This window comes from Pseudoalteromonas citrea (assembly GCF_000238375.3).
GTDB lineage: Bacteria > Pseudomonadota > Gammaproteobacteria > Enterobacterales > Alteromonadaceae > Pseudoalteromonas > Pseudoalteromonas citrea.
The window spans coordinates 494115-518969 of sequence record NZ_AHBZ03000027.1; the positions used below are offsets into that span (position 1 = coordinate 494115).

20 protein-coding genes are annotated in these 24855 nt (G+C 40.1%); 9 read left to right on the forward strand and 11 right to left on the reverse strand.

The window, feature by feature from the left end; translation table 11 throughout:
• Positions 1 to 26: 26 nt before the first annotated feature.
• Positions 27 to 884, reverse strand: a complete 858-nt coding sequence (locus PCIT_RS20240) for a S1/P1 nuclease (RefSeq protein ID WP_010361818.1) — start codon at positions 882 to 884, stop codon at positions 27 to 29.
• Between the two features lie 221 nt (positions 885 to 1105).
• Between PCIT_RS20240 and PCIT_RS20245 the strand changes: the two genes are divergently transcribed.
• Positions 1106 to 1996 carry a PhnD/SsuA/transferrin family substrate-binding protein gene (locus PCIT_RS20245; RefSeq protein ID WP_010361819.1) on the forward strand — a complete coding sequence of 297 codons (891 nt, stop codon included), beginning with the start codon at positions 1106 to 1108 and terminating at the stop codon, positions 1994 to 1996.
• A complete protein-coding gene (locus tag PCIT_RS20250) occupies positions 1996 to 2922 on the forward strand; it encodes a hypothetical protein (protein ID WP_010361820.1) in 927 nt (308 codons plus the stop codon). The genes PCIT_RS20245 and PCIT_RS20250 overlap by 1 nt, the downstream gene beginning before the upstream one ends.
• A gap of 81 nt (positions 2923 to 3003) precedes the next feature.
• Here the strand turns inward: PCIT_RS20250 and ushA are convergent, their stop codons facing one another.
• The 3 genes from ushA to PCIT_RS20265 all read right to left on the reverse strand — a co-directional run bounded on the left by ushA (position 3004) and on the right by PCIT_RS20265 (position 5387).
• Entirely contained in the window at positions 3004 to 4602 is a 1599-nt protein-coding gene (ushA, locus tag PCIT_RS20255; protein ID WP_040697458.1) for a bifunctional UDP-sugar hydrolase/5'-nucleotidase UshA, read from the reverse strand.
• Between the two features lie 69 nt (positions 4603 to 4671).
• On the reverse strand, positions 4672 to 4857 hold the full coding sequence (locus PCIT_RS20260) for a hypothetical protein (protein WP_010361822.1): 186 nt from the start codon (positions 4855 to 4857) through the stop codon (positions 4672 to 4674).
• Between the two features lie 104 nt (positions 4858 to 4961).
• Positions 4962 to 5387: an MAPEG family protein gene (locus PCIT_RS20265; protein ID WP_010361823.1), complete on the reverse strand. Its 426-nt coding sequence runs from the start codon at positions 5385 to 5387 to the stop codon at positions 4962 to 4964.
• Positions 5388 to 5493: 106 nt separating this feature from the next.
• Here PCIT_RS20265 and PCIT_RS20270 point away from each other — a divergent pair, with 106 nt between their 5' ends.
• A complete protein-coding gene (locus PCIT_RS20270; RefSeq protein ID WP_010361824.1) occupies positions 5494 to 8373 on the forward strand; it encodes an insulinase family protein in 2880 nt (959 codons plus the stop codon).
• Between the two features lie 286 nt (positions 8374 to 8659).
• On the opposite strand, the gene PCIT_RS20275 is transcribed toward PCIT_RS20270, so the two are convergent.
• The 4 genes from PCIT_RS20275 to PCIT_RS20290 all read right to left on the reverse strand — a co-directional run bounded on the left by PCIT_RS20275 (position 8660) and on the right by PCIT_RS20290 (position 13067).
• Positions 8660 to 9256, reverse strand: coding sequence for a PqiC family protein (locus PCIT_RS20275; RefSeq protein ID WP_010361825.1), 597 nt, complete (start codon positions 9254 to 9256; stop codon positions 8660 to 8662).
• Positions 9256 to 10911: an intermembrane transport protein PqiB gene (gene pqiB, locus PCIT_RS20280; protein ID WP_010361826.1), complete on the reverse strand. Its 1656-nt coding sequence runs from the start codon at positions 10909 to 10911 to the stop codon at positions 9256 to 9258. Before pqiB ends, PCIT_RS20275 begins: the two co-directional genes overlap by 1 nt.
• On the reverse strand, positions 10904 to 12112 hold the full coding sequence (locus PCIT_RS20285; protein ID WP_040697484.1) for a paraquat-inducible protein A: 1209 nt from the start codon (positions 12110 to 12112) through the stop codon (positions 10904 to 10906). Before PCIT_RS20285 ends, pqiB begins: the two co-directional genes overlap by 8 nt.
• Before the next feature lie 154 nt (positions 12113 to 12266).
• Positions 12267 to 13067, reverse strand: a complete 801-nt coding sequence (locus tag PCIT_RS20290; RefSeq protein WP_010361828.1) for an acyl-CoA thioesterase — start codon at positions 13065 to 13067, stop codon at positions 12267 to 12269.
• A gap of 226 nt (positions 13068 to 13293) precedes the next feature.
• On the opposite strand from PCIT_RS20290, the gene dnaK reads away from it, so the two are divergent.
• Together dnaK and dnaJ are read left to right on the forward strand one after the other, a co-directional pair.
• Positions 13294 to 15225 carry a molecular chaperone DnaK gene (gene dnaK / locus PCIT_RS20295; RefSeq protein WP_010361829.1) on the forward strand — a complete coding sequence of 644 codons (1932 nt, stop codon included), beginning with the start codon at positions 13294 to 13296 and terminating at the stop codon, positions 15223 to 15225.
• A gap of 140 nt (positions 15226 to 15365) precedes the next feature.
• On the forward strand, positions 15366 to 16496 hold the full coding sequence (dnaJ, locus tag PCIT_RS20300; protein ID WP_010361830.1) for a molecular chaperone DnaJ: 1131 nt from the start codon (positions 15366 to 15368) through the stop codon (positions 16494 to 16496).
• Between the two features lie 75 nt (positions 16497 to 16571).
• Here the strand turns inward: dnaJ and PCIT_RS20305 are convergent, their stop codons facing one another.
• Positions 16572 to 16793 carry a hypothetical protein gene (locus tag PCIT_RS20305; RefSeq protein ID WP_010361831.1) on the reverse strand — a complete coding sequence of 74 codons (222 nt, stop codon included), beginning with the start codon at positions 16791 to 16793 and terminating at the stop codon, positions 16572 to 16574.
• 101 nt (positions 16794 to 16894) lie between these two features.
• On the opposite strand from PCIT_RS20305, the gene PCIT_RS20310 reads away from it, so the two are divergent.
• On the forward strand, positions 16895 to 17353 hold the full coding sequence (locus PCIT_RS20310) for an aminoacyl-tRNA deacylase (RefSeq protein ID WP_010361832.1): 459 nt from the start codon (positions 16895 to 16897) through the stop codon (positions 17351 to 17353).
• A 9-nt stretch (positions 17354 to 17362) separates the two neighbouring features.
• Here the strand turns inward: PCIT_RS20310 and PCIT_RS20315 are convergent, their stop codons facing one another.
• Positions 17363 to 18223 (reverse strand): helix-turn-helix transcriptional regulator, encoded by an 861-nt coding sequence (locus tag PCIT_RS20315; protein WP_010361833.1) that lies wholly within the window; start codon positions 18221 to 18223, stop codon positions 17363 to 17365.
• Positions 18224 to 18407: 184 nt separating this feature from the next.
• Between PCIT_RS20315 and PCIT_RS20320 the strand changes: the two genes are divergently transcribed.
• The 3 genes from PCIT_RS20320 to PCIT_RS20330 all read left to right on the forward strand — a co-directional run bounded on the left by PCIT_RS20320 (position 18408) and on the right by PCIT_RS20330 (position 23037).
• Positions 18408 to 19334, forward strand: coding sequence for a DMT family transporter (locus tag PCIT_RS20320; RefSeq protein ID WP_010361834.1), 927 nt, complete (start codon positions 18408 to 18410; stop codon positions 19332 to 19334).
• A 244-nt stretch (positions 19335 to 19578) separates the two neighbouring features.
• Positions 19579 to 21828, forward strand: coding sequence for an acyl-CoA dehydrogenase (locus PCIT_RS20325; protein ID WP_010361835.1), 2250 nt, complete (start codon positions 19579 to 19581; stop codon positions 21826 to 21828).
• 246 nt (positions 21829 to 22074) lie between these two features.
• Positions 22075 to 23037: a phosphotransferase gene (locus tag PCIT_RS20330; protein WP_010361836.1), complete on the forward strand. Its 963-nt coding sequence runs from the start codon at positions 22075 to 22077 to the stop codon at positions 23035 to 23037.
• A 98-nt stretch (positions 23038 to 23135) separates the two neighbouring features.
• Here the strand turns inward: PCIT_RS20330 and PCIT_RS20335 are convergent, their stop codons facing one another.
• Entirely contained in the window at positions 23136 to 24755 is a 1620-nt protein-coding gene (locus tag PCIT_RS20335) for a S8 family serine peptidase (RefSeq protein ID WP_010361837.1), read from the reverse strand.
• Between the last annotated feature and the right edge of the window lie 100 nt (positions 24756 to 24855).

A 24855-nucleotide genomic window follows, 5' to 3' on the forward strand; every position in this document is an offset into this window, starting at 1 on the left:
ATGTTGTTTCCCGTGTTTTGATTGGTTTATTTTACAGCGACGACGTTAGAAATCTTAAGTGCCTCTTTTAATGGCGCTGCGTTTTTGTCAAAAATTTGGTTCAGTAAGCCAGCCAGTCGTATACCACCTTGTTGCAAACGAATTCTTACGGTTGGCATATATTTGTAAATGTACCCATAACTTATTTCAGTTTCATTTAAGTTGTATACTTTATCTGAAATATTATGGCTTTCTAGCAGCCAATCGGCAGGTTCACTATCAAGATAATCACTTATAATGGTTTTATTTGACGTTTTTATGAAATCTGCAAACTCAGTGTAAGATAGACGCTCATTTTCAATTAAGCGAGTGTCCCATGTTGAGTGAAGGTTTGTTTTATCACCAAAAAATGTGACTTTAATTAGATTTCCGCCATGGTCTTCGCCGCGACCTGCATGAAATGGTTGGTGGCTATCACCAACTAAGTGGACTAAAAAACGCAGTGCGAAACGTTTTTCGTCAATTGACTTAGAATCTGACTTGAGCGTATTTATACCGTAGTAGATACCGTCAAGAATATTTTTTACCTGTTCTTTTGAGTTAATTGAATGGTCAGCGTGACTGTGCATCTTGGTCGCGTCTTTTACATTAATGTAATGCCACTTTGTTGATTTTTTACGCCAGAATTTACTGTCATCGGAGCGCATTTCGTCAGCCCATGTTGATACTTGGGCCAGTGAACTTTCTTCAAGTAGGGGAGTCAGAGCTTGTACAGTGGCTGTTGTTAAATGCGTTTCAGCAACCTTTCCGATAATGCGGTGGCCATTTTGCCCCCATGCTACAGCATTGAATGAACTAGATAAGGCACCTACGAGTGCAATTATAGAAAGCTTTTTAACTAACATATGTGTTTTCTTCACTATTCAAAAATAGCCAACGACGGCTGTTCAATAAGGTCAATTGTCCGTATTTTTCAAGAAATAAAAAGGACTTGAAGGGATTCATAATTTCTTGTTAATAAAGTATGTAATTCATGGGTTTATAGTCTTTTAGTAAAATTACTTATTGTAATGAGTAAAGAATATTGGTTTAATGAGTAAGTTGGCAATATAAGAATAAAATACTCTTGATACATAATAACATTTTAACTAATAAATCTACGATTGTTACATTATTGTTTCTGTCTGCTCTGTTTAGTTGGTTTTTAGGGGCTTCACTCAGTCATTCGCGTATTCAAGATGTTGAACATGTCTTGACTCATTCATATCAATGTCAGACTGCCTCTATTGCAAATAAATCAGTGTTAAGGGTACATGTACCTATAGAAGCACTTGCCATTGCGTTAAAATCGCCGTTGTGTACCAATAAAGTGGTTGCTAAGCAATATGGCTATGTAGAGCTTTATTGGGGCGGGAATTTAGCTGAGCAAATTGAGTTTTTGGCCAAAGGTGTAGCTGATGTGGTGTTAAGTAAAGAAAATGTCATGCAAGCATTAATGGCTGAGTCTACTCATAATTACCGACCAATTGTGGGCTATCAAAATTACACTGCATTTTTTATCTCCAATAAAGAAAAGCCTAAATTAGACAAAGCTTATTTTTTAGATAAAAGAATTGGGCTGTTAGATTATCCTACGAGTCGTTCGGGGCATATCCTTCCAAAGCAGGTGTTTAAAACATTAGATATAGATTTAGATGCATTAGATATTGTTTATGCGAGTACCCATACTGCATTGAGAGACAAGCTAGCGCGTGGTGAAATAGATTTGATTTCGTCGTATTGGAGAAAAGATGATCAAACTCGCTTCTCAAATAATTATATTACGCCGATAAGTGGTGAAATTGTGGGCAGTCGTTGGTTTTTGAAAATGAAAGATGAAAATTTAGATTTAGCATGTGAATTACAGGCCGTGATCAGTCAAATTGCAAAATCACAAAGCTCTTCATACTTTGAATCGTTACAACATTACTGGCAATGTAACTCGTTACCATATTATTTTGTTGAAGAGGGCGTGTAATGTCATATAGTAAGAACGCCACTATGTTTACAGTGACTTTTATAGTGTTCTTATCGGTATTTTACCTGTCACAAACTTATCAAATAAAGAACGACATTGAGAAACAAGCGTCTCAAGTTGTAACGCGGGTAGCACTTGATATCAACACATTGCCGATTGCAGACCCTTTTTTTAGTTATTCAGGAAATACGGCCGTTGTTGAGTCGTACGTGAATAAAATTAATAAGGTATTAGAAAAACAGGCTGCAAGAATACAGTTACTTAATATCAGTATTGAACAGGCCAATAGCCATGACAATATCTTGGTACAAAAACTAGTCGATGCGCACCGTGATGTATATGTCTCGTTTATTATTCAGGAGCAGCATTTGAAATCGGCCTATATTGTGCCGTTGATCCTTGCTTTATTAAATACGGCCTTTTACAGCTGGGTAAATAATGCGGTTGCCAGAACTCGTGCGAGTAGACCGGAACAGAAGGAAAAAGTTGAGCAACCCAAAAAGTTAGTTATTGATTTATATACTAAAACGATTATGCTTAATAGTCGCAAGCAAGATGCTGTGAAATTAGCAAATAAGCCATTGTGTTTTTACTTAGCGTTGGTTGAGTACTGTGAGTCACACCCTGATGTGGTATTAAACCAGAATAAAGATGTGCCTGATGAATTGATAGATATTGCCGATAAATATTTTCATCGACTTATTACATTAGGACACACTATACGTAAGCGTCCCAACTTTTCTTCTAGTTTAGAAAAGACGTTAAGTGAAATTAGAGCTGCGCTAGATGATATTATGGCGGAGCATGCTGAACTCAAAACTAAGTACTACCCACCTAAGGCACATGGTGAGGGTTCGCGCTCAAAAATTCATAGTTATGGGTTAGCGAATATTGGATTAATAGACATAGAATTGATTGGCAAATAGCACAAGTTGATTTCATGGCAAGACTCGAGGGGAGATAGCAGCAGTATGACTTTTATACTGCTGCAAGTAAGTACTCGTATTTTAGAGTAATTCAGCGATGATCGGAGAGTTCTTTTCCAAGTAGTCCTTTAATGCTTGTGCGTCGGTTGTACTACTAGATACAAATCCTTCTTTCTTGCTTAGTAAAGGGTAGCCATCACCACCGGCGGCATTGTAACTGTTTATACTCATGGTATAAGTATGCTCTTCTTTCAGCTGCTTGCCATTCACTTTTACATTACTGAGTACGCCTTGATTTAGATCAAAGCTTATACCGTGATATTGTAAATAAGCCCCAGAATCAGCCGGGAAGCGTGTAACAATATTAAGGTACTCATATAATTCAACCCCGGTAAAAGTCATCTTAGTAATGCGGTTTTTAAATGGGTGCACTTTCAGTACGTCTTTGTAGGTAATGTTGCCTGGCTTGATACTGTGTCGAATTCCTCCACCACTTATTAGGCCAAAATCTGCATCAACAGCTGCCATTTGTGCTTTTATAATAAGGTTTGCTAAATTGCTTTGTTTGAATCTTACTGTATCGCGTCTGCCATCTAGAAATGCATCAACTGATCCTACGTTATCAGCCAACTGCTGTTCACCTATATTTTGATAAGGCTTTAAAAATGCATAAAGAGCGGGATCTGGCTTTATATGTTGCTGAATATAATCACCTTCTGAGTTTTTTAGATTGACAGGAATAAGTTCATAGTTAAGCAGCGTTTTCTTAGCGCCTTCTATCTTGAACTGTGCTTTGCCAACATATTTACCCCATTCGTGGGCTTGCATGATCCACGTACCATTTTGTTGGTCTGGCTTACAGGCTTTACCTGCTTTGAATGCTTTATCGGCTTCACCTGTTTGAGTGACACAAATTGGCTCTTGAGAATGCCCGCCAATGATCATATCAAGTGTCCCAGGTGCTAATGAGCGCGCTAAAGTAACGTCTCCTGGGGCATTAATGCCATAGGCACCATCGTGATAGTGGCCCATATGGGTTACTGCTATCATGACATCAATATTATGATTTTCTCTCATTTCATTGGTAACTTTTTCTGTGATTAAAGCGGGCTCAACAAAATCCAAATGGCCAATATATAGCGGATTAGCAATTTTGGCAGTATCCGTTGTTGTTAGCCCAACAATCCCAATATTTAGCCCATTTCGATTAAGAACGGTATAGGGTTGATATGCGTGAGAACCATCTTTTTTGTGGACAATATTGGCTGAGAGCAGAGGAAAATTAGACCATTTAATTTGTTTATCAAGCACACTTAAAGGGTTATCAAATTCATGGTTGCCGATCGCCATAGCATCATAGCCGATCAGGCTCATCCCCTTAAAGTCCGGCTCGGCTTTTTGAAGATCTGATTCAGGGATCCCCGTATTAATGTCCCCGCCAGATAACAATAAGACCGTGTGACCATTTTCTGCTGCTTCATTCCTTAATTGGTCTATTAAGGTTTTTCGTGCAGCCATACCATATTCGCCATGCTCATTGTGCCAAAACCGGCCATGATTATCGTTAGTATGTAATATGGTGAGGAATTGAGTATCTTGTTCTGAGGTTTTTTCAGAGATGTTTGGCAATATATTGCATGCTGACAAAAGCAAACAACTAGCTAACAAAGTTATGCGCATAATATAATTTAGTGGAATAAAATAGTTATGCGCTAGTTTAAACTAAATGCTCTAAGAAGAAACGTCTGATCAAGAGTTTTTTGCGCCTCCACACGTATTTTCTACTGCAAAAGTACGCCGTTCGAGCTCATTTTTAGCAAAATGTGATTTGGTGTGATTAGTCTCTACCATCCAGTTTAAGAAAGTAGCTGGCAACGCGGTATATGGTTCACCATGATGCAAACCAAAATCGCATATTTCCTTATCATTATTCATCCTGCTAAGCCCCGTTAGTTTTTATTATCGCGCTTATCCTATCAAATATGACGAATAGAAAAAGAACAATATGGCACTAATTGATGCTTTTTTATAACTTTATGTTATAAAAGTGTGATGATTATTGTAAGCCATTGAACAATTAACAGCGCACAGCCCACCATAAACACGCGAAAGCGGGCAACAATAAAATTACCGTGTAGATGTATATAGCTGTGTACGACTCTAGAAACTACGAATAACACACTGACGACCGCAAAGAATAACGATGTGTTATTAAGTGTTATAGCGAGTAAGCATGCCACGAAAAATAAGTTAGGAATTTCAAATTGGTTACTAAAGTTACGGCCTGCAACAATGACGTGCTCTGGCGCTTGGTTTAGATCCATTGTTTTAAAAGCATTGCTCGATATGGCTTTTGCTTTGTGAGCAGCAAATCGGCGACGTCCCATAATGAACATCACGACAATGGTCAGTAATACTTGTGAAAACATAGCCAGTATGACCAAAAATAAAGCAGGGTGATGCATATTAAATCGCCTTTTTACACACAGTTACAATCAAAGTACATTTGTGATTGCAAATTGGCAAGTAAATAAAGAGTATGGGGTATAAGAACTTATTTATGGATAAAGTATGAAACGAATATTTACATTAAGTGCGTTATCACTGTTAGTTATGACAGGTTGTGGTACAACTTCTTCACAGTTTACTAGCGCACCTTCGGCGTTGGTGGCTGAGTCTTTGGTCGTGAGCCCCAATGATGATAGACAATACCAAACGATGCGCCTTGAAAATGGCATCGACGTATTATTAATTTCAGATCCTAAAGTTGAAAAGTCTGCAGCAGCTTTAAGTGTCGGGGTAGGATTACTCCATGATCCGATGACGCAACAAGGGATGGCACATTATCTTGAGCATATGTTATTTCTTGGCACTGAACGTTACCCTGATTCTAAAGGGTATACGAACTTCATGACCAACAACGGTGGTACACACAATGCTTATACCTGGCTTGATATAACCAACTATATGTTTAAGGTCAACAACGATGCCTATGATGAAGGGTTAGACCGATTCTCAGATTTTTTTAAAGCGCCTAAGCTATACCCTGAATATACGGAGAAAGAAAAAAACGCCGTAAATGCAGAATGGTCAATGCGTCGTGAAATGGATTTTTTTGGTCAGTTTAAACTAGCAAGAAGTATGTATGGTGAGCATCCAGCAAACCGGTTTTTAATTGGTAACCTAGAAACGTTAGGAGACAAAAAAAACAGTAGCCTGCATGAAGAAACCGTAGCGTTTTACGAGCGTTATTATTCATCAAACATCATGAAAGTTGCGATGATCTCAAATGAAACGACTACTGAAATGGCTAAAAAGGCAGAAAAGTACTTTTCTACTATTAAGAATAAGCAGATTGAAAAGCCAACAGTCACACAACCTATCGATTTTAGTAAAGTTGGCAAAAAGCAGATAAATTATGTACCAAATGAAGATGTAAAACAGCTTAAACTGGATTTTACCATTGACAACAATAGTGCAGACTTCGCCGTTAAGCCTAACTATTTTGTGACTTATTTACTGAGTAATGAAATGGCTGGAGGGCCGGCGCAAGTTTTAAAAGAAAAAGGGTGGATCTCTAGTTTAACGGCGTACGCAAACCCTAGTGTATATGGAAATTATGGTTCACTGACAATTGATATTAATTTAACAGATTCAGGCATGAACCATCGTTCTGATATTGTTTCCGCTGTGATTCAATATATCGAGTTGATTAAAAAAGAAGGAGTTGATAGTAAATATTTCGAAGAGATCCGGACCTCGTTAAGTAATGATTTTCAGTTTTTAGAAAAAGGTGATGAATTTAGTTATGTCAGCAGTGTGGCTGACAGTATGCAAAAGGTTCCGCTAAATCATGTTTTAAATTCTGGCTATCATTATGCGAAATTTGATGCTGCCTCAGTCGTTAATGTACTTCAACAATTGACTCCAGAAAGGTTGCGCGTTTGGTATATCAGCCAACAAGAGCCATCAGATGAAAACTTACACTTTTATGACGGTAAATATAAAGTATCGACAATCAGTGAAGATGAAGTTGCTAATTGGTACGCGCCTTCTGATTTAAAGTTTGAACTACCTACAGTAAATCGGTTACTACCTCAAAATTTCGATATAAAAACCACCGCCGAGCAAGCGAGTCAAGGAGTGTCTGAGGTTTATAAGGATGATAGGGTAACTGTTTGGCATTCGTCAAGTGAACGTTTTTCCCATCAACCTAAAGGCTCTGTGGATATATTTATCAATACGGCTAAGCCAATAAGTAGTGTCAAGCATGCGATTGCAATGCAATTGTGGGCCGATTTATTCTCATTGCAACAAAGTCGGTTGATCACTGAGGCTGGTGTTGCCGGCATGTCTGTTGGCTTGGCCCCTGGTAACGGTTTGATTTTGTCGGTGTCTGGGTTTACAGATAAACAGCCTACATTAATTAGCCATGCCCTTAAAAATATTGAGATATCATTAAACCAAACGGTGTTTGCTCAGGCTGTTGACCGGTATCGCCGAGGTTTAATGAATGCGCAAAAACAATTCCCGTTTCGTCAAGCATTTGGTCAATACTCTGACATGGTCCGCTCTGGGAGTTATGACCTTGCTGAGAAGCTAACAGCGCTAGATGATATAACTGTTATGGACTTTATCCTATTACAAAGAGAAACCCTAGCAGAGAACAATATTCGTGTATTTAGTTACGGAAATTATAGCCAAACGGAAGTTGAAGCGATTGCTACCGAGATCAATACCGCTTTACCTAAACCAAAGGAAATTACGAAATATACTCGTTCTCAGTATGTACTGCCTGCGCCAGGACAAACACTTGTGTGGCAAGAGGACATCGATGTAGCAGATGTGGCCATTGTTGATATGCATATACATCCTGTACCTGGGTATGCGCAAAAAGCACAGGGGCTCGTACTGCAATCTCATTTTAGACAGCACGCATTTGAAGTTTTGCGTACGGAAGAGCAGCTTGCTTATGCTGTAGGTGCAACAGCGCAAAGTATCGATGATTACTCCGCGATTGGTTTGTATATTCAGACTCCAGTTAATGGTGTTGAGAAAATGCAGCAGCGCTTTGAGGCATTTAAAAAAGAGTATGGGCAGACTTTGACTCAATTGAGTGAAAAAACGTTTACTGATTTAAAAATGGCGGTATTGGTTTCATTAAAAGAGGAACCAAAGAACTTGGCAGAGGAGTTTAGTCCGCTAATAGCTGACTGGTACAGAGAACGGTATGATTACGATTCAAAAGATAAACTAATTCGAGCCGTTGAACAGGTATCTCTGCAAGATGTTAAATCATATTATAAGCAAACAATGTTAAACGCTGATGCTGCGAGGATTAATGTACAAATGCGAGGTGAAAAGTTTGCTGATCAACCTTTTGCTGAACTACCGAATCAAACCGTGGTTAAGTCGCTCAGCGATTTATACAAGCAAGTTGAGATGCAGTAATTTGTGATGCAATTATCAGCGAGTACTTTGTGCTCGCTGACTTTTGCTTTTTGTTTTTTACATAGAGGTATAATAATACGATTAGGCAGTTAACGTACGTGATTAGACTGGGGGCTGTTGAATTTGAAGACGAGGATACTAATAAGCCACGGGTGAACTTTTATAAAAATGTTTTAAATCTATTTAGTTATAAATATAAAGTGGATAAATACTGATGAACGAGGTTGGGTAGACTCGATAGGAACGGATAAACCTTAAACGAAAAAACGGATTGTTAGGGAAGCTTTTACATAGCCGTTTTGACTTTTTCCAGCTCCGTTTTTAGCTCAATATTCACTTGATTCCAACTTGTTTCAAGGGCCCTAACTAGGGCGTGATATCCATCATCGCTTAGCGGCTGAGACGCTACAAAGTGTTTTGTTTTTAATAATCTTTTCTTGTTATTTTGGTAATGAAAAATATACCAATTGCCCGATATTATCCCGCCATGGTCCTCATGACCTGCAAAGTCACTTACATGGATCTCTACTTCAAAGTAGCTAGACTGCAAAGCACTCACTCTGGCGTTGATGACTTGCCAATTATGTAACTCTCTAGACAATATATGCTGTGCTGATTTATACAACATATGCTTGGGGTGTTCTGACCAGTAATTAAAGTTGGCAATGGATACGCTATGATTTGCGTTTATCTGAGCAATTGCCTGCTGATCGGATAACCCTATTATTTTTATTGGCTTAAGTAGTACCGTATGCTCTGGCGCTAGACTATTACTGACTTTTGCACTGGTACTAAACTGATAGTACTCGATATTGTTTTTGGAATTACCAGTGCACCCAATAGCGAAAAATACACTAAAAACAGCGGGTAGTAAGCCTTTCATTATTTTTTCCTTGGCTCTGGATCTTCAGGGCTCTGCTTATCAAAAAGAAGCATACTCGGTTGTTCTGCTAAGCCTTTAGATATTGGTTTTAGTGTATTAGATAGGCTCTCCAGCTCTTCTAACGTGTCTGTTAATTGCTCAACCATGCTTGAACCCTGTTGATAATTTGTCAGGGTTTTTTCAAACTGTTTTAAACTAGAGGTTAACTGACTTAAAGTTGAGTTAATATTGCCCATACTTTCTTTTGTATCGCCAGCGATATCTTTTTGATTAAATTCGCTGATCATTTTATTCATTTCCATTGCAAGTAACCTATATTCCTGTAATGTTCGATCAAATGTTGTCATTGTCGTTGATAATGGTAAATCGTTTAATTTATTAAGTAAATCTGTTACTTGCTCAGATAAAGCAGTAAAGCCACTTGAGACGCTAGGCAATACCGGGTAAACAGAAGATTTCGCCAGTGCAGCGACAGGTGCTTTCGTGTAAAAATCTAATTCTATATATACCGCACCCGTGAGTAAATTACCACTTTTTAATGACGCCCTAAGGCCATTACTAATCCATTTTTCTATATTGGTTTGCCAGTAAGTCTTAGCCAGATCACTCTGTTCATATATTCGACCATATTCGATTTTTATTAAAACGGGAACAGAAGTAGTATCTTGCTGGAAATAAAGAGGTTGGCCATCGCGCTCGATTTGAGCAGGCGCTTGTTCGACGGTACCTATACGCATACCTCTATATTCTACAGGTGCACCAATTTTAAGGCCTCTAATTGATTGCTCAAATTCGACAATGAAAAAGTCAAAATTATTAAAACGTTTTTCTAAAGCCGCCGAATAGTTTTCGTGTAATTTGTATTGGTTAAGTGCAGGTGCTTGCTCTGTCATTTGACTATTGGGTGGGTAGTCAACAGAAATGCCACCTTTAATGAGTTTTGATAAACTGCCAGTTGAGACATCAATTCCTTCGGTTGATAAGTTTACGTTTACGCCGGAGCTTACCCAAAATATGGCATTGGTAGTAATGAGTTTATCGTATGGTGAGAAAATGAAAACGCCGTATTGCATAGTGAGTTCATCGACATTGAACTTGGCAGCTTCGATTTGCCCTATTTTGTAGTTTCTAAAATAGATACTCGATCCAACATCGAGCACTTCTGCTTGGTGTGCTGTTAACCTAAATCGCTTGCCTAATACATCTTGGCTTATTAATGCGGGTTCATCTTGCAGTGTGAATAAGGTAGAACGAGATTCACTTTGACCCGGCTCTAATTCTAAATAAACACCAGACAACAAAGTATTCATACCCGAGATACCAGATTCGTCAATCCTTGGTTTTACTACCCAAAGCTTAGCGTCTTCCGTTAACAGCTCATTATAGTGGTTATCTATTTGAACACGTGCAACCACGGCATTTTGTTCAAGTTGTAGCCTAAGCGATTCGACAATACCAACTTTTACGTTACGAACTTTAACCTCTGTTTTTCCCGCTACAATGCCTTCGGCACTTTGCATTTTAACAAAAATAGTATGGCCTTTATTTATTTGGTGCTGATAAAGCATCCAACTTGTGATAATTAGGGCGATAACTGGAACAAGCCAAATGGCTGAGAACTTCTGCTTGTTTGCTATATTTGCATGTTCATTCATATGCGTGGTATTTATCCCATAGAATTCGAGGGTCAAAACTGTGTACGGCGATCATTTGGCATAACACCATGGTAGTAAAGAACACTATTCCAAGCATCGGTTCGACAGTCAACACATTTCCTAATTGAACTAATGAAACCAATACAATTACAACAAACACGTCGATCATGGACCACTTACCTATGATCTCGAGTAAGCGATAGAGTTGGCTTGCTTTTTTAGGGGAGTGACACTTTTTTGTTTGTGCAATTAAATAAAATAACAAGATGGCTTTGACAATTGGAATACAAATACTGGCTATAAAAATAAGACTGGCCACTGGGTATGAGCCAGATTTCCACATTATAACTATGCCTGAAAAAATAGTAGCGGGTGTATGGTAGCCCAAATTAACAGTATCCATAATAGGCAATAAGTTTGCCGGGACTAACAATATAAGCGCTGTGAGCATCCACATTGTTGCACGTTCGATTGACTTAGGTTTTCTAAAGTAGGTTTTTGCTTCACATCTTGGACAAGTATCTTCATGAGATAATTGATTGCAAATATGACAGCGACGCAGCTTATTTAACATTGCGGTTTGCCCGCATATATTGGCAAGGGGTTCAAATTGACACTGTTGTCGTTCCCAAAGCTCACCTTCATCTATCAATGTTAACAGCTCAATGAAACAAATAACAAAAAGTACGTAAGCCCAAAAGCCATACCCAAGCGTTAAGTCAGCCAGTGACATCAATTTGAATGCACTTACAAGCACAGCAACTAAGAATATGTCCGCTAAATTAAGTGGCGTAATATAACTAAAACTTTTTGTCAGTTTACGGGCGACACTTAATTTAAGTTTAGGCCATAACTTACTATGGGATATCAGTGTGAGTGTACACACGTACAACGGCATTAATAAAATAGTAAACAGGAAGAGACCAGCGAGTACCGCGTTATACTTATCACTTAATAGCACACAGGCCTGCCAAAGACTGATTTGCTGTGTGAGACCGTGTTGACTAAAAGAAATGAAATTAGGATATAAACTGGTAAATAAGAATAGCAATGAGGTAATGGCAAATGCCATATTCCATTGTGATAAGTTTTGTCGACATGTGACCAAGTGCGCCCCGCAATTTGGGCAGGTTGCCCGTTGCTGAGAACTCAAAGGCGCAACCTGAACTAATCTATCACATTGTTTACACGCTATAATCACGATAAAACCAACCGCACTCACATAATATAGTCAGTGTGATACATAGTCTGCACGAGTGCAATTCGTTTCGGTGAATGTTTCTGAAATGAATGTAGGAATTCGGATATCAGAGATTACTGCAATAGAATTTACTCTTTTTTGCAATACCATTCAGTTACATATCGAAAATCGCGACCGTTTGCCTGCTAATTGCGAGTAAATGCCCATCTGGCGCATAGATTTTTGCATCTTCTAGTCCATAACCATTTGCTGCATGGTGTGTTTGTGCATCTAAGCCAAACCAAGCATCGCTGTCTAGGTTAATATCTTGAACAAACTCAATATACCATGACATGCTGCTTGCTGGTGAAGGGCCGTTGGCCATTTGTAATAAAGTGGGTGGCCACGCATCCGCCAATGCAAGTAGGTGTAACTCATTCAAGGGATCTAAAGGGGTTTCTTTAAAACGCATCCAGCCGCCCAAACTTGAATTACTTGAACCACTAAATGGCATATCCCCGATTTGCAAATTGAGGTCAACGTGTTGGAAGAATGCTGGCATGACATGCTCTTGATAAGGCAATACTCGTGCGCTGTTTGCCGGTTGCAAATTATGCCGATGGGTGACAGGCACATTGACCTTTGAAGCTCTTTCTTTTGCAAAGCAGGCTTGTGCAATGAGGCAAACCTGTGTGTCTTGCTTAATAGTACACAACATTTGAGTCGCGTTTTTACCACTGCGAAGTATTTGGGTTTCTAAGACAAATGCTTGGTCAGCGAACAAAGGTCCAACAAAGTTGATACTCATCGACAACAGTCTGCGCTCATCCGCTAGCTGGTGTTTCATGTTTTGCAACATAATAGCTGCGGAGAGTCCGCCAAATGCAGTTCGGCCTTGGCACCAATTTTGTGGAAATGAAAATTCGCAGGGCGTTGTTTTTAAACTCTGATTTTTAATTATTTCGTCGAACGTCATTGTTAGATCCTATATAATTCATTTTTTGTAATTATGGTTAGCATATCTGGTCATACCTGTTTAATAAACCACTCTGATTGATGTTTTTTTGTATCAAAATGGCGTTTTCAGAAAAAATTTCAAAAAAAGTGAACTTTTTTTTGTTTTTACGGTTGAATTAGATTTTGTCGCCCCTATTTACAAGTCATCTAAACAGAACAACGAATTTTGAAGTCGGAGAAGATTCATGGGTAAAATTATTGGAATCGATTTAGGTACTACTAACTCTTGTGTAGCAGTACTTGATGGTGAAAAAGCACGCGTTATCGAAAACGCAGAGGGCGATCGTACAACCCCTTCTATCATTGCATTTACTGCAGAAGGTGAAACGCTTGTAGGTCAACCTGCTAAGCGCCAAGCGGTTACAAACCCACAAAACACAGTATTTGCAATCAAACGTTTGATTGGTCGTCGTTTTGAAGACGAAGAAGTACAACGTGATATTGACATCATGCCATTTAAAATTGCGAAAGCAGACAATGGTGATGCATGGGTAGAAGTACGTGGTGAAAAACGTGCTGCACCACAGATTTCAGCTGAAGTTCTTAAGAAAATGAAGAAAACAGCTGAAGATTTTCTTGGTGAAGAAGTAACAGAAGCAGTAATTACTGTGCCTGCATACTTCAACGATTCACAGCGTCAAGCAACAAAAGATGCGGGTCGTATTGCTGGTCTCGAAGTTAAGCGTATTATCAATGAGCCAACAGCTGCAGCACTTGCCTACGGCATGGACAAAAAGCAAGGCGATAATGTTATTGCTGTATACGACTTAGGTGGTGGTACATTCGATATTTCAATCATTGAAATTGACGAAGTAGATGGCGAGCACACGTTTGAAGTATTAGCGACAAACGGTGACACACACTTAGGTGGTGAAGATTTCGATAACCGCGTAATTAACTACTTAGTAGATGAGTTTAAGAAAGATCAAGGTATCGACCTTAAAGCAGACCCTCTAGCGATGCAGCGTGTTAAAGAAGCGGCAGAAAAAGCGAAGATTGAATTGTCTTCAGCACAACATACAGAAGTTAACCTTCCTTATGTAACCGCTGATGCAACGGGTCCTAAGCACATGAATGTGAAGCTTACTCGTGCCAAGCTTGAGTCTTTAGTTGAAGACTTAGTTACTCAGTCTATCGAGCCGCTTAAGCGTGCACTAGCTGATGCTGACTTAACAGTAAGTGATGTAAACGACATCATCCTTGTTGGTGGTCAAACACGTATGCCACTAGTACAAACTACTGTTACAGAGTTCTTCGGTAAAGAGCCACGTAAAGATGTAAACCCAGATGAAGCAGTAGCAGTTGGTGCTGCGGTTCAAGGTGGTGTACTAGCTGGTGATGTTAAAGACGTACTATTACTAGACGTTTCTCCATTGTCTCTTGGTATCGAGACGATGGGTCAGGTTATGACTGCGCTAATCGAGAAGAACACAACGATTCCTACAAAGAAATCACAAACATTCTCAACGGCAGAAGACAACCAGTCAGCGGTAACTATCCACGTATTACAAGGTGAGCGTAAGCGTTCAAGCGACAACAAGTCTCTTGGCCAGTTTAACCTTGAAGGTATTCGCCCTGCACAACGTGGTGCACCGCAAATCGAAGTTACTTTTGATGTAGATGCTGATGGTATCTTACATGTATCTGCAAAAGACAAAGATACAGGTAAAGAGCAAAAAATCACAATCCAGGCTTCTTCTGGTCTAAATGATGAAGAAATTGAAAAAATGGTACGTGATGCTGAAGCAAATGCTGAAGAAGATAAAAAGTTTGAAGAGTTAGTTGCTTCACGCAACCAAGCTGATGCAATGCTACATGGTACTCGTAAGCAAGTTGAAGAAGCGGGTGATGAGCTTCCAGCTGAAGATAAAGCAGAAATTGAAACGGCTTTAACTGAACTTGAAACTGCAATTAAAGGCGATAGCAAAGAAGACATCGATGCTAAAGTACAAGCGCTTGCAGAAAAATCACAAAAGCTAATGGAAATTGCTCAAGCTAAAGCACAAGCTCAACAAGCTGGTCCTGAAGCTGGTGAGCAACAGCCTGGTGCTGGTTCTTCTAAGCAAGACGACGATGTTGTTGATGCTGAGTTTGAAGAAGTTAAAGACAACAAGTAATTGTTGACTTGTAAGGGCGCGCTGGCGAATTTCGCTTGTCGCGCCCTTAGTGTATGTAAATTTTGGTAATGTGTGTTCAATTACAGTTACCATCTTGGCAGATACTTGGTTTGCCAACCAATTAGAGTAGTGTGATAACTATGTCAAAAAGTGATTATTACGACGTACTGGGCGTGAGCAAAGACGCCAGTGAACGTGACATAAAAAAAGCATATAAACGCTTAGCAATGAAATATCACCCAGACCGTACAGCGGGTGATACAGCACTCGAAGCTAAATTCAAAGAAGTAAAAGAAGCTTACGAAGTGCTAACTGATAGTCAAAAGCGCCAAATGTATGATCAATATGGTCATGCTGCATTTGATCAAAATGGCGGCGGTGGTCACGGTGGCGGTCAAGGTGACTTTGGCGATATTTTTGGTGACGTATTTGGTGACATTTTTGGTGGCGGCGGTGGCCGTCGTCAATCCCGCCAGCAGCGCGGTGCCGATTTACGTTACAATATGGACCTTTCTTTAGAAGAAGCGGTTCGTGGTAAAGAAGTTGAAATTAAAGTACCTACATGGGTTGGCTGTAAGCCATGTGATGGTAGCGGTGCAAAGCCGGGCTCTAAGCCGAAAACATGTTCAACATGTCATGGTGCTGGCCAGGTTCAGATGCGTCAGGGTTTCTTTGCTGTTCAGCAAACTTGTCCAACGTGTAATGGCACAGGTCAGACTATATCTGATCCATGTGACAAATGTCATGGTCAAGGTCGCGTAGAAAAAACCAAGACACTTTCAGTTAAAATTCCAGCGGGTGTCGACACTGGCGACCGCATTCGCCTATCAGGCGAAGGGGAAGCTGGCATGCATGGCGCACCTGCGGGTGATTTGTATGTGCAAGTGTCTGTAAGAGAGCATCCGATATTTGTCCGTGATGGCAACAACCTCTACTGTGAAGTACCAATTAGCTTTACAACTGCAGCGGTTGGTGGCGAAATTGAAGTACCAACACTAGATGGTCGTGCTAACCTGAAGATCCCTTCGGAGAGTCAAACAGGTAAGATGTTCCGTATGCGTGCGAAAGGCGTTAAGTCTGTACGCAGTGGTGCGGTTGGTGATCTGATCTGTAAAGTTGTTATTGAAACACCGGTTAACCTGAATGAACACCAGCGTGATCTTCTTAAACAGTTAGAAGATAGCATGGGCTCTGAGGGCAACAAAAACCGCCCGAAAGCCCAAGGTTTTTTCGACGGTGTGAAAAAGTTCTTTGATGACCTAACTAAGTAACAGTTGATAGTGATCAACTGATAAAAAGCGGTACAATTAGTGCCGCTTTTTTATTTTGTCTATTATTACTATTTGCTAGTTTAATAATACAAGGTAGTCTTGTTTGCTATCGCATTTACAGCCAATCAATCGACGCTGCTCACCAAATATTAGTTTTCCAGATTTACACCCTAATACCTCACATTTACTGCTGCAAGCTAAACTTGTTGTCCATAACGAGTACTCGGTCACCATAAATTTAACCATTGAGAAAGCAATAATGACGAAGAATAAAATTTTTGCGTTACGATTGAGCATGCTGTCCAACCTTTAATAAAGTCGCATTTATAGACTTTAGTCTAGTGTCTAAATTAATCTAGTCATGCATATTTAGATGTGCATTGCACAAAGGATAAGTTATGACACCAGCCATAAAATTATTAGAAAAACACCATGTACCTTTTGAGGTGTTGCAATTTAGGCCTATTGAAACATCGGTAAACTTTGCCAATGACGCGGCTGAGCAACTTTGTTTAAACCCTGAGGCAGTATTTAAAACGATAGTAATTAACGTGGATGGTGTTTTGCATGTAGCGATACTTCCTTCAACCAATAAAGTCGACTTAAAAGCATATGCAAAGGCTTGTAAGGGGAAAAGAGCAGAGCTTGCTGATGCACAGCTAGCGCAAAGTAGTACTGGCTATGTAATTGGTGGGATCAGTCCCTTTGCGCAGAAGAAGCGACTAAAAACACTCTTACACCACAGTGCAAAGCATCATATGCATGTTTATGTAAGTGCAGGGCGCAGAGGCCTTGAAGTGAGAGTGTCTCCCCACGATATCGTACGAATGTGTGGTGCAGATTTTGCTATTTTTTAGTGCAAAGTATTAGATCTGACGTCTATAACTACTGGGTGTTACGCCAACATAGCGTTTAAAGTTACGGCCAAAATGACTTTGATTTGCAAAACCGCACATCAGTGCAATGTGAGCAAGCGGGTAGTTTGAAGTCTTTAATGCTTGCTTTGCATACTCAATTCTAATTGACATTAAGTATTGCTGAAGAGTTTGAGCAAAGCTGAGTTTAAACATACGGCAAAAATGATATTCGCTGAGTTCAACTAAGTTCGCCAACTCCAACAATGCGATTTGGCGATTAAAGTTAGCATGAATAAAATCCGTTACTTGTTTGGCTTTGTTGGGGGACAGCCCCCCAGTGATAGCTTTTCGCGTATTTTTAAGATTTAAGCTCTGTAATACACTCACGATAATGGTATCAGTAAACTGCTCACTAGCCAGTGTATTATGTTTATCATGCCAATCAGAGTCGTTAATTTGATGACGAAATAACGCTTCTAATGGTTGGTTCTCAAAAAATATCCGCTCAGGCAAGTTTACTTGGCGCGGGTCGATATCGAATACTTTTAGTGCAGTGTGTTTTAGGTGAATATCAGTAAAATAGAGATGGACAAACTCCTGAGGAACGCCAATTTTCCAGCGGCTTTCGCTATCCTGTGGCATCAGACAAAATCGTCCTGGGGCACCATTTGTTGAATGGACATCAGTACGGTGTGTTTCATACCCTCCATTAAGGTACATACTTAACGTGTGCTGTTGTTGGTTTTGATAGTACAGGCGTTCATACTGATTTGTATAATGTGACCATGACACCTCATTACTCAGCAACGTATGCCGAACACACTGTTTTTTAGATTGTTCAAAACTTACATGAAGATTTTTGTCGGGCATCACGCTTTACTATAAGAAACTTGATTTTATGATTTAGCTTATCGTAAGTATCTTATGCTCGCAATAAGTGACGATTTCAGGTAAGGATAATAACCGTAAGATCGTGTTAACGACGGCAACAACGTGAGATATCAGGGTTGGTTTACCATAGATACTGAGTGGCACTATTTACTAGGAGCCTGTTATGTCACTCATTTTATATTTTTTATTGGTTTGTATCTGGGGGTTGTCTTGGATTGCAATTAAATGGCAGCACGGCAACGTGGCTTTGGAAGTGTCGATACTTTATCGGTTTTTTATTGCTGCTGTTACTATGCTAGTTGCAGGCAAGTTATTGAAGTTATTACAATCAACGTCTTATAAAAATCATATTTGGTTTGCGCTACAAGGCGCAAGTCTATTTTGCTTCAACTTCATCGCATTCTATGCCGCGACTGCTTACATACCAAGTGGGTTAGTCGCTTTACTTATGGCAACAGCACCACTTTTTAATTGCATTCACAGTCGACTATTTTTTGGCGAGCAAATCACGTTGAATTTTCTTATCGGTATGTTTTTTGGGCTGGCTGGCATCGGTTTTTTATTTGCAAATGAGTTATCTGCTTTACAATTGTCACTCACTACACTTTTCGGTGTGTTTTACTCATTGGTTGGTACATGGTGCTTTTCAATCGGAAATATGTTCAGTGTTAAAAATACAAACGAAGGGATCCTTCCGTACACGGCAACTAGCTACGCAATGGCATATGGGTGTGCATGCTTACTCATTGTCATATTTCTAAAAGAATTAAGTTTCAATTTTGAATTCACTATGTTGTACGTCAGTAGTTTATTGTATTTAGCTATCCCTGCTTCAGTGCTTGGTTTTACAGCATTTTTAGTACTAGTTAATCGCATTGGTACGAGTAATGCGGCCTATATTTTAGTTTGTACACCGGTCATCGCTTTGGCAATGTCGAGTATATTTGAAGGATATGTTTGGAGCTTAAATGCGAGTATGGGGCTGTTACTGATCTGTTTAGGAAATGTGGTTTCACGTTTAAGCACTAATATTGTTACTTGGCGTCATAGTTGGTTTAAATGGCTACAGATTGATTTAACAAAGCGGTAGATGGTTTATTTGTCTTGCACAAACGATTAAAGGTCTATTTATCGCTTCGTGCCATCAATCACCTGAATTTGGCTAAATTGTATAAATTTATTATTCAAAACCTAGTGCTATGATTTTATTGATATTAGTTTGTTTTTTCTAGGTTTCGTATTACCAAAGCTGTTAAAAACTTCATTGAGTAATTGATCTAATCTTATTTTTATGCCGTAATGTACTCATATGTAGCTGGTCGGATGAGTTGATTATGAGCTTAAGAACACAATTAAAAAAAGTATTACCAAGTATTTCAGTCACTGAACAAGAAGCCTTAGATGCAGGTGATGTTTGGTTAGAAGGGTCAATTTACCAGGGGAAACCAGACTTTGACGCACTCAGAGCGGTACCTGAAGCCAAACTCTCACATGAAGAGCAGGCTTTTCTAGACGGGCCTGTCAAAGAACTAATGGCTATGGTAGATGACTCTGTTATTCAGAATAGTAAACATTTACCAGATCACATTTTAGATTTTCTAAAGAAAGAGCGCTTTTTTTCACTGATCATTCCAAAAGAGTTTGGCGGTTTAGAGTTTAGTCCTTATGCCAACTCGACTATTGTTGGCACCATTGCGACTAAGTCGTCGGCCGTTGCGGTAACAGTGATGGTACCTAATTCGTTAGGCCCAGGTGAGCTGTTGCTGCATTATGGTACGAAAGAGCAGCAAGCTCATTACCTACCAAGACTTGCCAATGGCAGAGAGATCCCTTGTTTTGCACTAACTAGCCCTGAAGCAGGCTCAGATGCCGGCGGCATTCCTGACCGAGGTATTGTTACTAAAGGTATGTTTGAAGGCAAAGAAGTGATGGGTATGGAGGTAACGTGGGATAAGCGTTATATCACTTTGGCACCCATTGCAACTGTACTTGGACTTGCATTTAAAGTGGAAGATCCACAGGGGCTGCTCGGTGGAAAAGAACACTTAGGTATTACGTGCGCGCTGATCCCTAAATCACACCCAGGTGTTGAATTAGGCAACCGCCATGACCCAATGGGAATACGCTTTTACAATGGCACAACCCGAGGTGATAAAGTCTTTATCCCTATGGAGTTTATTATTGGTGGCCAGCAGAACATAGGCCGAGGCTGGCAAATGCTCGTGAGTTGCTTAGGAGCTGGGCGGGGAATATCGTTACCGGCATTGGGGGTTTCAACCAGTCAAGTGGCATTTAAATCAGCATCTGAATATGCAGCAGTTCGTGAACAGTTTGGTTTATCAATCGGCCAGTTTGAAGGTATTCAAGAAAAGCTTGCGGATATTGCAGGCAAAACCTATTTGCAAGAGTCAATGCGTGTTTTGACGACCGAAGGACTTGGAATGGGTTTGAAACCGTCAGTGGTTACAGCAATTGCTAAGTACCATATGACGGAAGTGGGCCGTGATGTACTCGATTCTGCAATGGATATTCAGGCAGGTAAAGCGATACAAAATGGTCCTCAGAATACGTTGGCGAGTGGTTATGTTGCACAGCCTATCGCTATTACGGTAGAAGGTGCGAATATACTGACCCGTAATCTGATGATATTCGGTCAAGGTGTTATGCGTTGTCACCCGTATCTACAGTCGATGGTTGAATCTATTCATAGTGAAGATAAATCTGCCGATAAAACGTTCAATAAAATTTTAAGGAAAACGGTGGGCTACAGCGTTGCTAATAGCTTCCGTGCATTTGGTTTGGGTTTATTACCGTTTACCGCGGGCAGTAAATCAGCGTTACCAGAAGTACAGCAATATGAAAAAGCAGTGCATCAATTGTCGGCTAAACTGGCCGTTTATGCAGATTTCTCTTTGTTGGTACTCGGTGGAAAGCTAAAGCAGGCGGAAATGCTATCGGCGAGACTAGGCGATGTAATGAGTCATCTATATGGCGCAATGGCATCAATCAAGTACTATGAACAAAAAGTAGCGATTAGTGACAGGCAGGCAGCGGCACCTTATTTTCATTACGCAACGCGGTGGTCACTACAAAAAGCAGAAGAGGCGCTTCACAAATTTTTAGATAACTTCCCAGCATCTGGTACGCGCAAATTAATGCGTACTATTACGCTGCAGTTCCGTCATAAAATGCCCGCTATTTCAGATGATATGGTACGAGAGCTGGCAAAAGTTGCACAGCAAGACTCTGCGTTCAAAGCACAGTTAACGCATTTGGTAAAACCAAGTCCAGGCGATGGTCACGATATAAATGAGCAAGCATTCAAAGCGAAACTCGCTTGCTTAGATTTATTAGCAACGGTTAAAAAAGCATTACGTAAAAAAGAGATCAAAGCCGGTGTGCGTTTTTCTCAAACATTAGATAATGCGCTTGCAGCCAACCTGATAAATGCAGCACAATATGCACAACTGATCGACTACAACAAAAAGCGCGAAAAGGCGATTCGGGTAGATGAGTTTGATTTCGATATGAACTTGCTAGATGACAATGCACAACCAGTGGAGCAGGTCCAAAAAGCGAGCTAGTCAACAATGCCTAAGTGCTGGCAGTTTTGGCACTTAATTATTCAAAACCCCGATATGTTTTATCGGGGTTTTTTTATGGCGTTTATGCGTTACCCATTCTGTAAGATCCAGTGCTGTACTTTTCAAATATCAATGTTGAATACTAACAGAGGTTACTTTAGCCAACTGACAAAATAGGGTGTTGGAAAGTAATGAAGAAAGTAAAATTGCATGGTAGGGTGTCGAAAAGAATAGGAACAATTGACCATGTTGTTAGACAGTATCAACGCGCAATTTAAGCGCGTCATATTCAATGATGAGCCGCGAGCGCTTTGGAGTGGTTGTGGTGCTATCATTCGTGCTGAAGTGGATGATCAGCATGCGGTTATTAAGTATTCCTCAGTTCCAGAATTGCTTGAACACCCTAATATAGTGCAAAGCGGGTTTGCAAGAGCACGAAAAGCGAAGTCATATCGTGTGGAGAAAGACTTCTATAGTCTCTATTCATCTCGTTTGCCTAATTCAATAGCGATACCTGAGTTGTTATGGAGTGGCGAAACTAGCTCAGAAAATATATTAGTCTTGAGAGACTTTACGATTCAAGGATTTAATTCAATCTCTGACTCAGACCTCAATGGCATTCGCCATATTGTGGTTTGGTTGGCGCGATTCCATGCAACTTTTCTATGGTGTAATAAAGAACCTAATTATGCGAAATTATGGGAACAAGGGGGTTACTGGCATCTGGCTACTCGTCCCGATGAACATGAGAACATAGCTCAAAGTGATATTAAACTTCGCGCTGCTGAAATTGATGAGGTGTTGGTTAATCAGAGGTTCCGGACTTTGATCCATGGAGATGCGAAGCAGGCAAATTTTGCTATCAATCAAAACAGGGTGGTTGGTTATGATTTTCAATATGTGGGTAAAGGGATTGGCTTACAAGATATAATGCTATTATTTACCAGTGTATTCAACGCAGATCAACAAGAGGCTTACGAAGAGCCTTTGTTAGCGTTATATTTTAGAGAGTTGTACAGTGCTCTAGAAGGCCGGTTTGATATTGACACATGCCAAAAAATAGAACGACAATGGCGTAGCATATGGCCCATTATTTGGTCGGATTTTTACCGGTTTTTACTTGGGTGGAAACCAAATCACTTTAAGATTAATGCCTACATGAAACGTCAGGTAAATAAGTCGATGTCTCTATTAGCTGGTCAAAGTTAGTAGGTCAAAATTAGCGGTTCAAAGATATAAGGGTAATTGAATCATAAAAATAAAGACGCCTGACAAAGTCGGGCGTCTTTGATGTTTAAAAAAAGCGTTTAGTTACAGATCGCACCACGTGTCCACACGTTTGAGAACACGTCTGGTTGAGCACCTCTTGACCACCAAGATGCTTGGTATTCTCTGTTGTTGTAAGACACTTTGTCGCCTATACGGTAGTATGTTGATGCATTCCAAGCTTCTAATCCTTGACAACCACCACCATTTGACCCATCAGTCACCGTAACTGTCGCTGTTTTAGATGAGGTTTTCTGGTCAGCACCAGTTGCTGTTAGAGTAACTTGGTAGCTTCCAGCTGCTGCATATGTATGACTAGGAGATGCCGCTGAGCTACTTGAACCATCACCAAAGCTCCAGCTATAGCTTTGTGCGTTTAGCGATGTATTACTAAAGCTAACATTTAGACCTGACGCACTGCTTGTGAAGTTTGCAACTGGCGTTAAGACTGGGTCATCAGCACATCCATTTTGCGCAATGTAGTCATATGCAGCTTTTGCTTGAACAATACCGTAACCATATGATGTATCTTTACCCGCTGCGCCTTTATCTTTAGCTGTGATATTAAGAACGTTACGGATCTGCTTATTACTACACTGTGGATAGTGGCTCCAAACTAAGGCAGCTACACCTGAAACATGAGGTGTTGCCATTGATGTACCACTGATGCTTTTATATCCGTTATTGTTCCAAGTAGAGTTTACGCCAACACCCGGTCCTGCAATTTCGACTTGGCTGTTGTATTGAGAGAAAGATGCCTTTCTTTCGCCACTATCAACAGCCGCAACTGATACAACATCATCGTATGAAGCTGGGTAACTTAAACTGCTATTACCACCATTACCCGCTGCTGCAATATGTAAAACACCGCGATTGTAGCTTGCTTGGAAGGCATTTCTTTCAGCGGTTGAGCTGCCACTGCCACCTAAACTCATGCTGGTAACATTTGCGCCCGCAGCTTCACATTGCTCAATGGCTTTAATTAAGTCAGAACCATATGCCCAACGGCCTTGGTCGTTGAAGACTTTAACAATATGAAGTCCAAGTTGACCAGATGGATTTACACCAACAACACCTTGACCATTGCCGCCAACAGCAGCGATTGTACCAGCTACGTGTGTTCCATGACCGTTACCGTCGTTATACCAGTTACCTGTGTTGTTACTGCCGTAGCCGTCATTACCAGTAATACCAGTGCTTGGTAAATCAGGGTGGTTAAGTGTGTAACCTGTATCCATGATACATACTTTACGGTTGCCACTCATATTATCAGCAAGTTGGTTAGCTTGAACCATACCAATACCGTATGGTGTAGATTCCGCCATTAGGTAACGCTTTGGATCTATCTCAACATGAGCAACATCATCGCTTTCAGCAAGTAATGTCATTTGCTCTGGGGTTACTTCTGCCACAAAGCCATTCACGCTTGGTAACGTTGAAATAGGCGCTGAATTCATTGACGTTGCAAAACTCGTTAAAGTTTGTTGTTTAAAAGACGTCATTTCAGCATCAGACATTTTCACGGGTAGTGAAGCATTTACTGACTGTGACTTTAGAGTGACGATAACACGTTGTGTATCTTGTGCGTGTGTTGCTAAAGATGCACAAATACATGCAGATAGCGCTGTCATTTTTAAGCTTGTTGAAACCATATTTTTCATTGTTATTACCTTAGTTACATGTTGTTAACGGCTGTAAATAAAACAGGTAATTCGTGTACTGTCAATTTTGTGTGTTTTATACAACAATGTTTCTATGGAA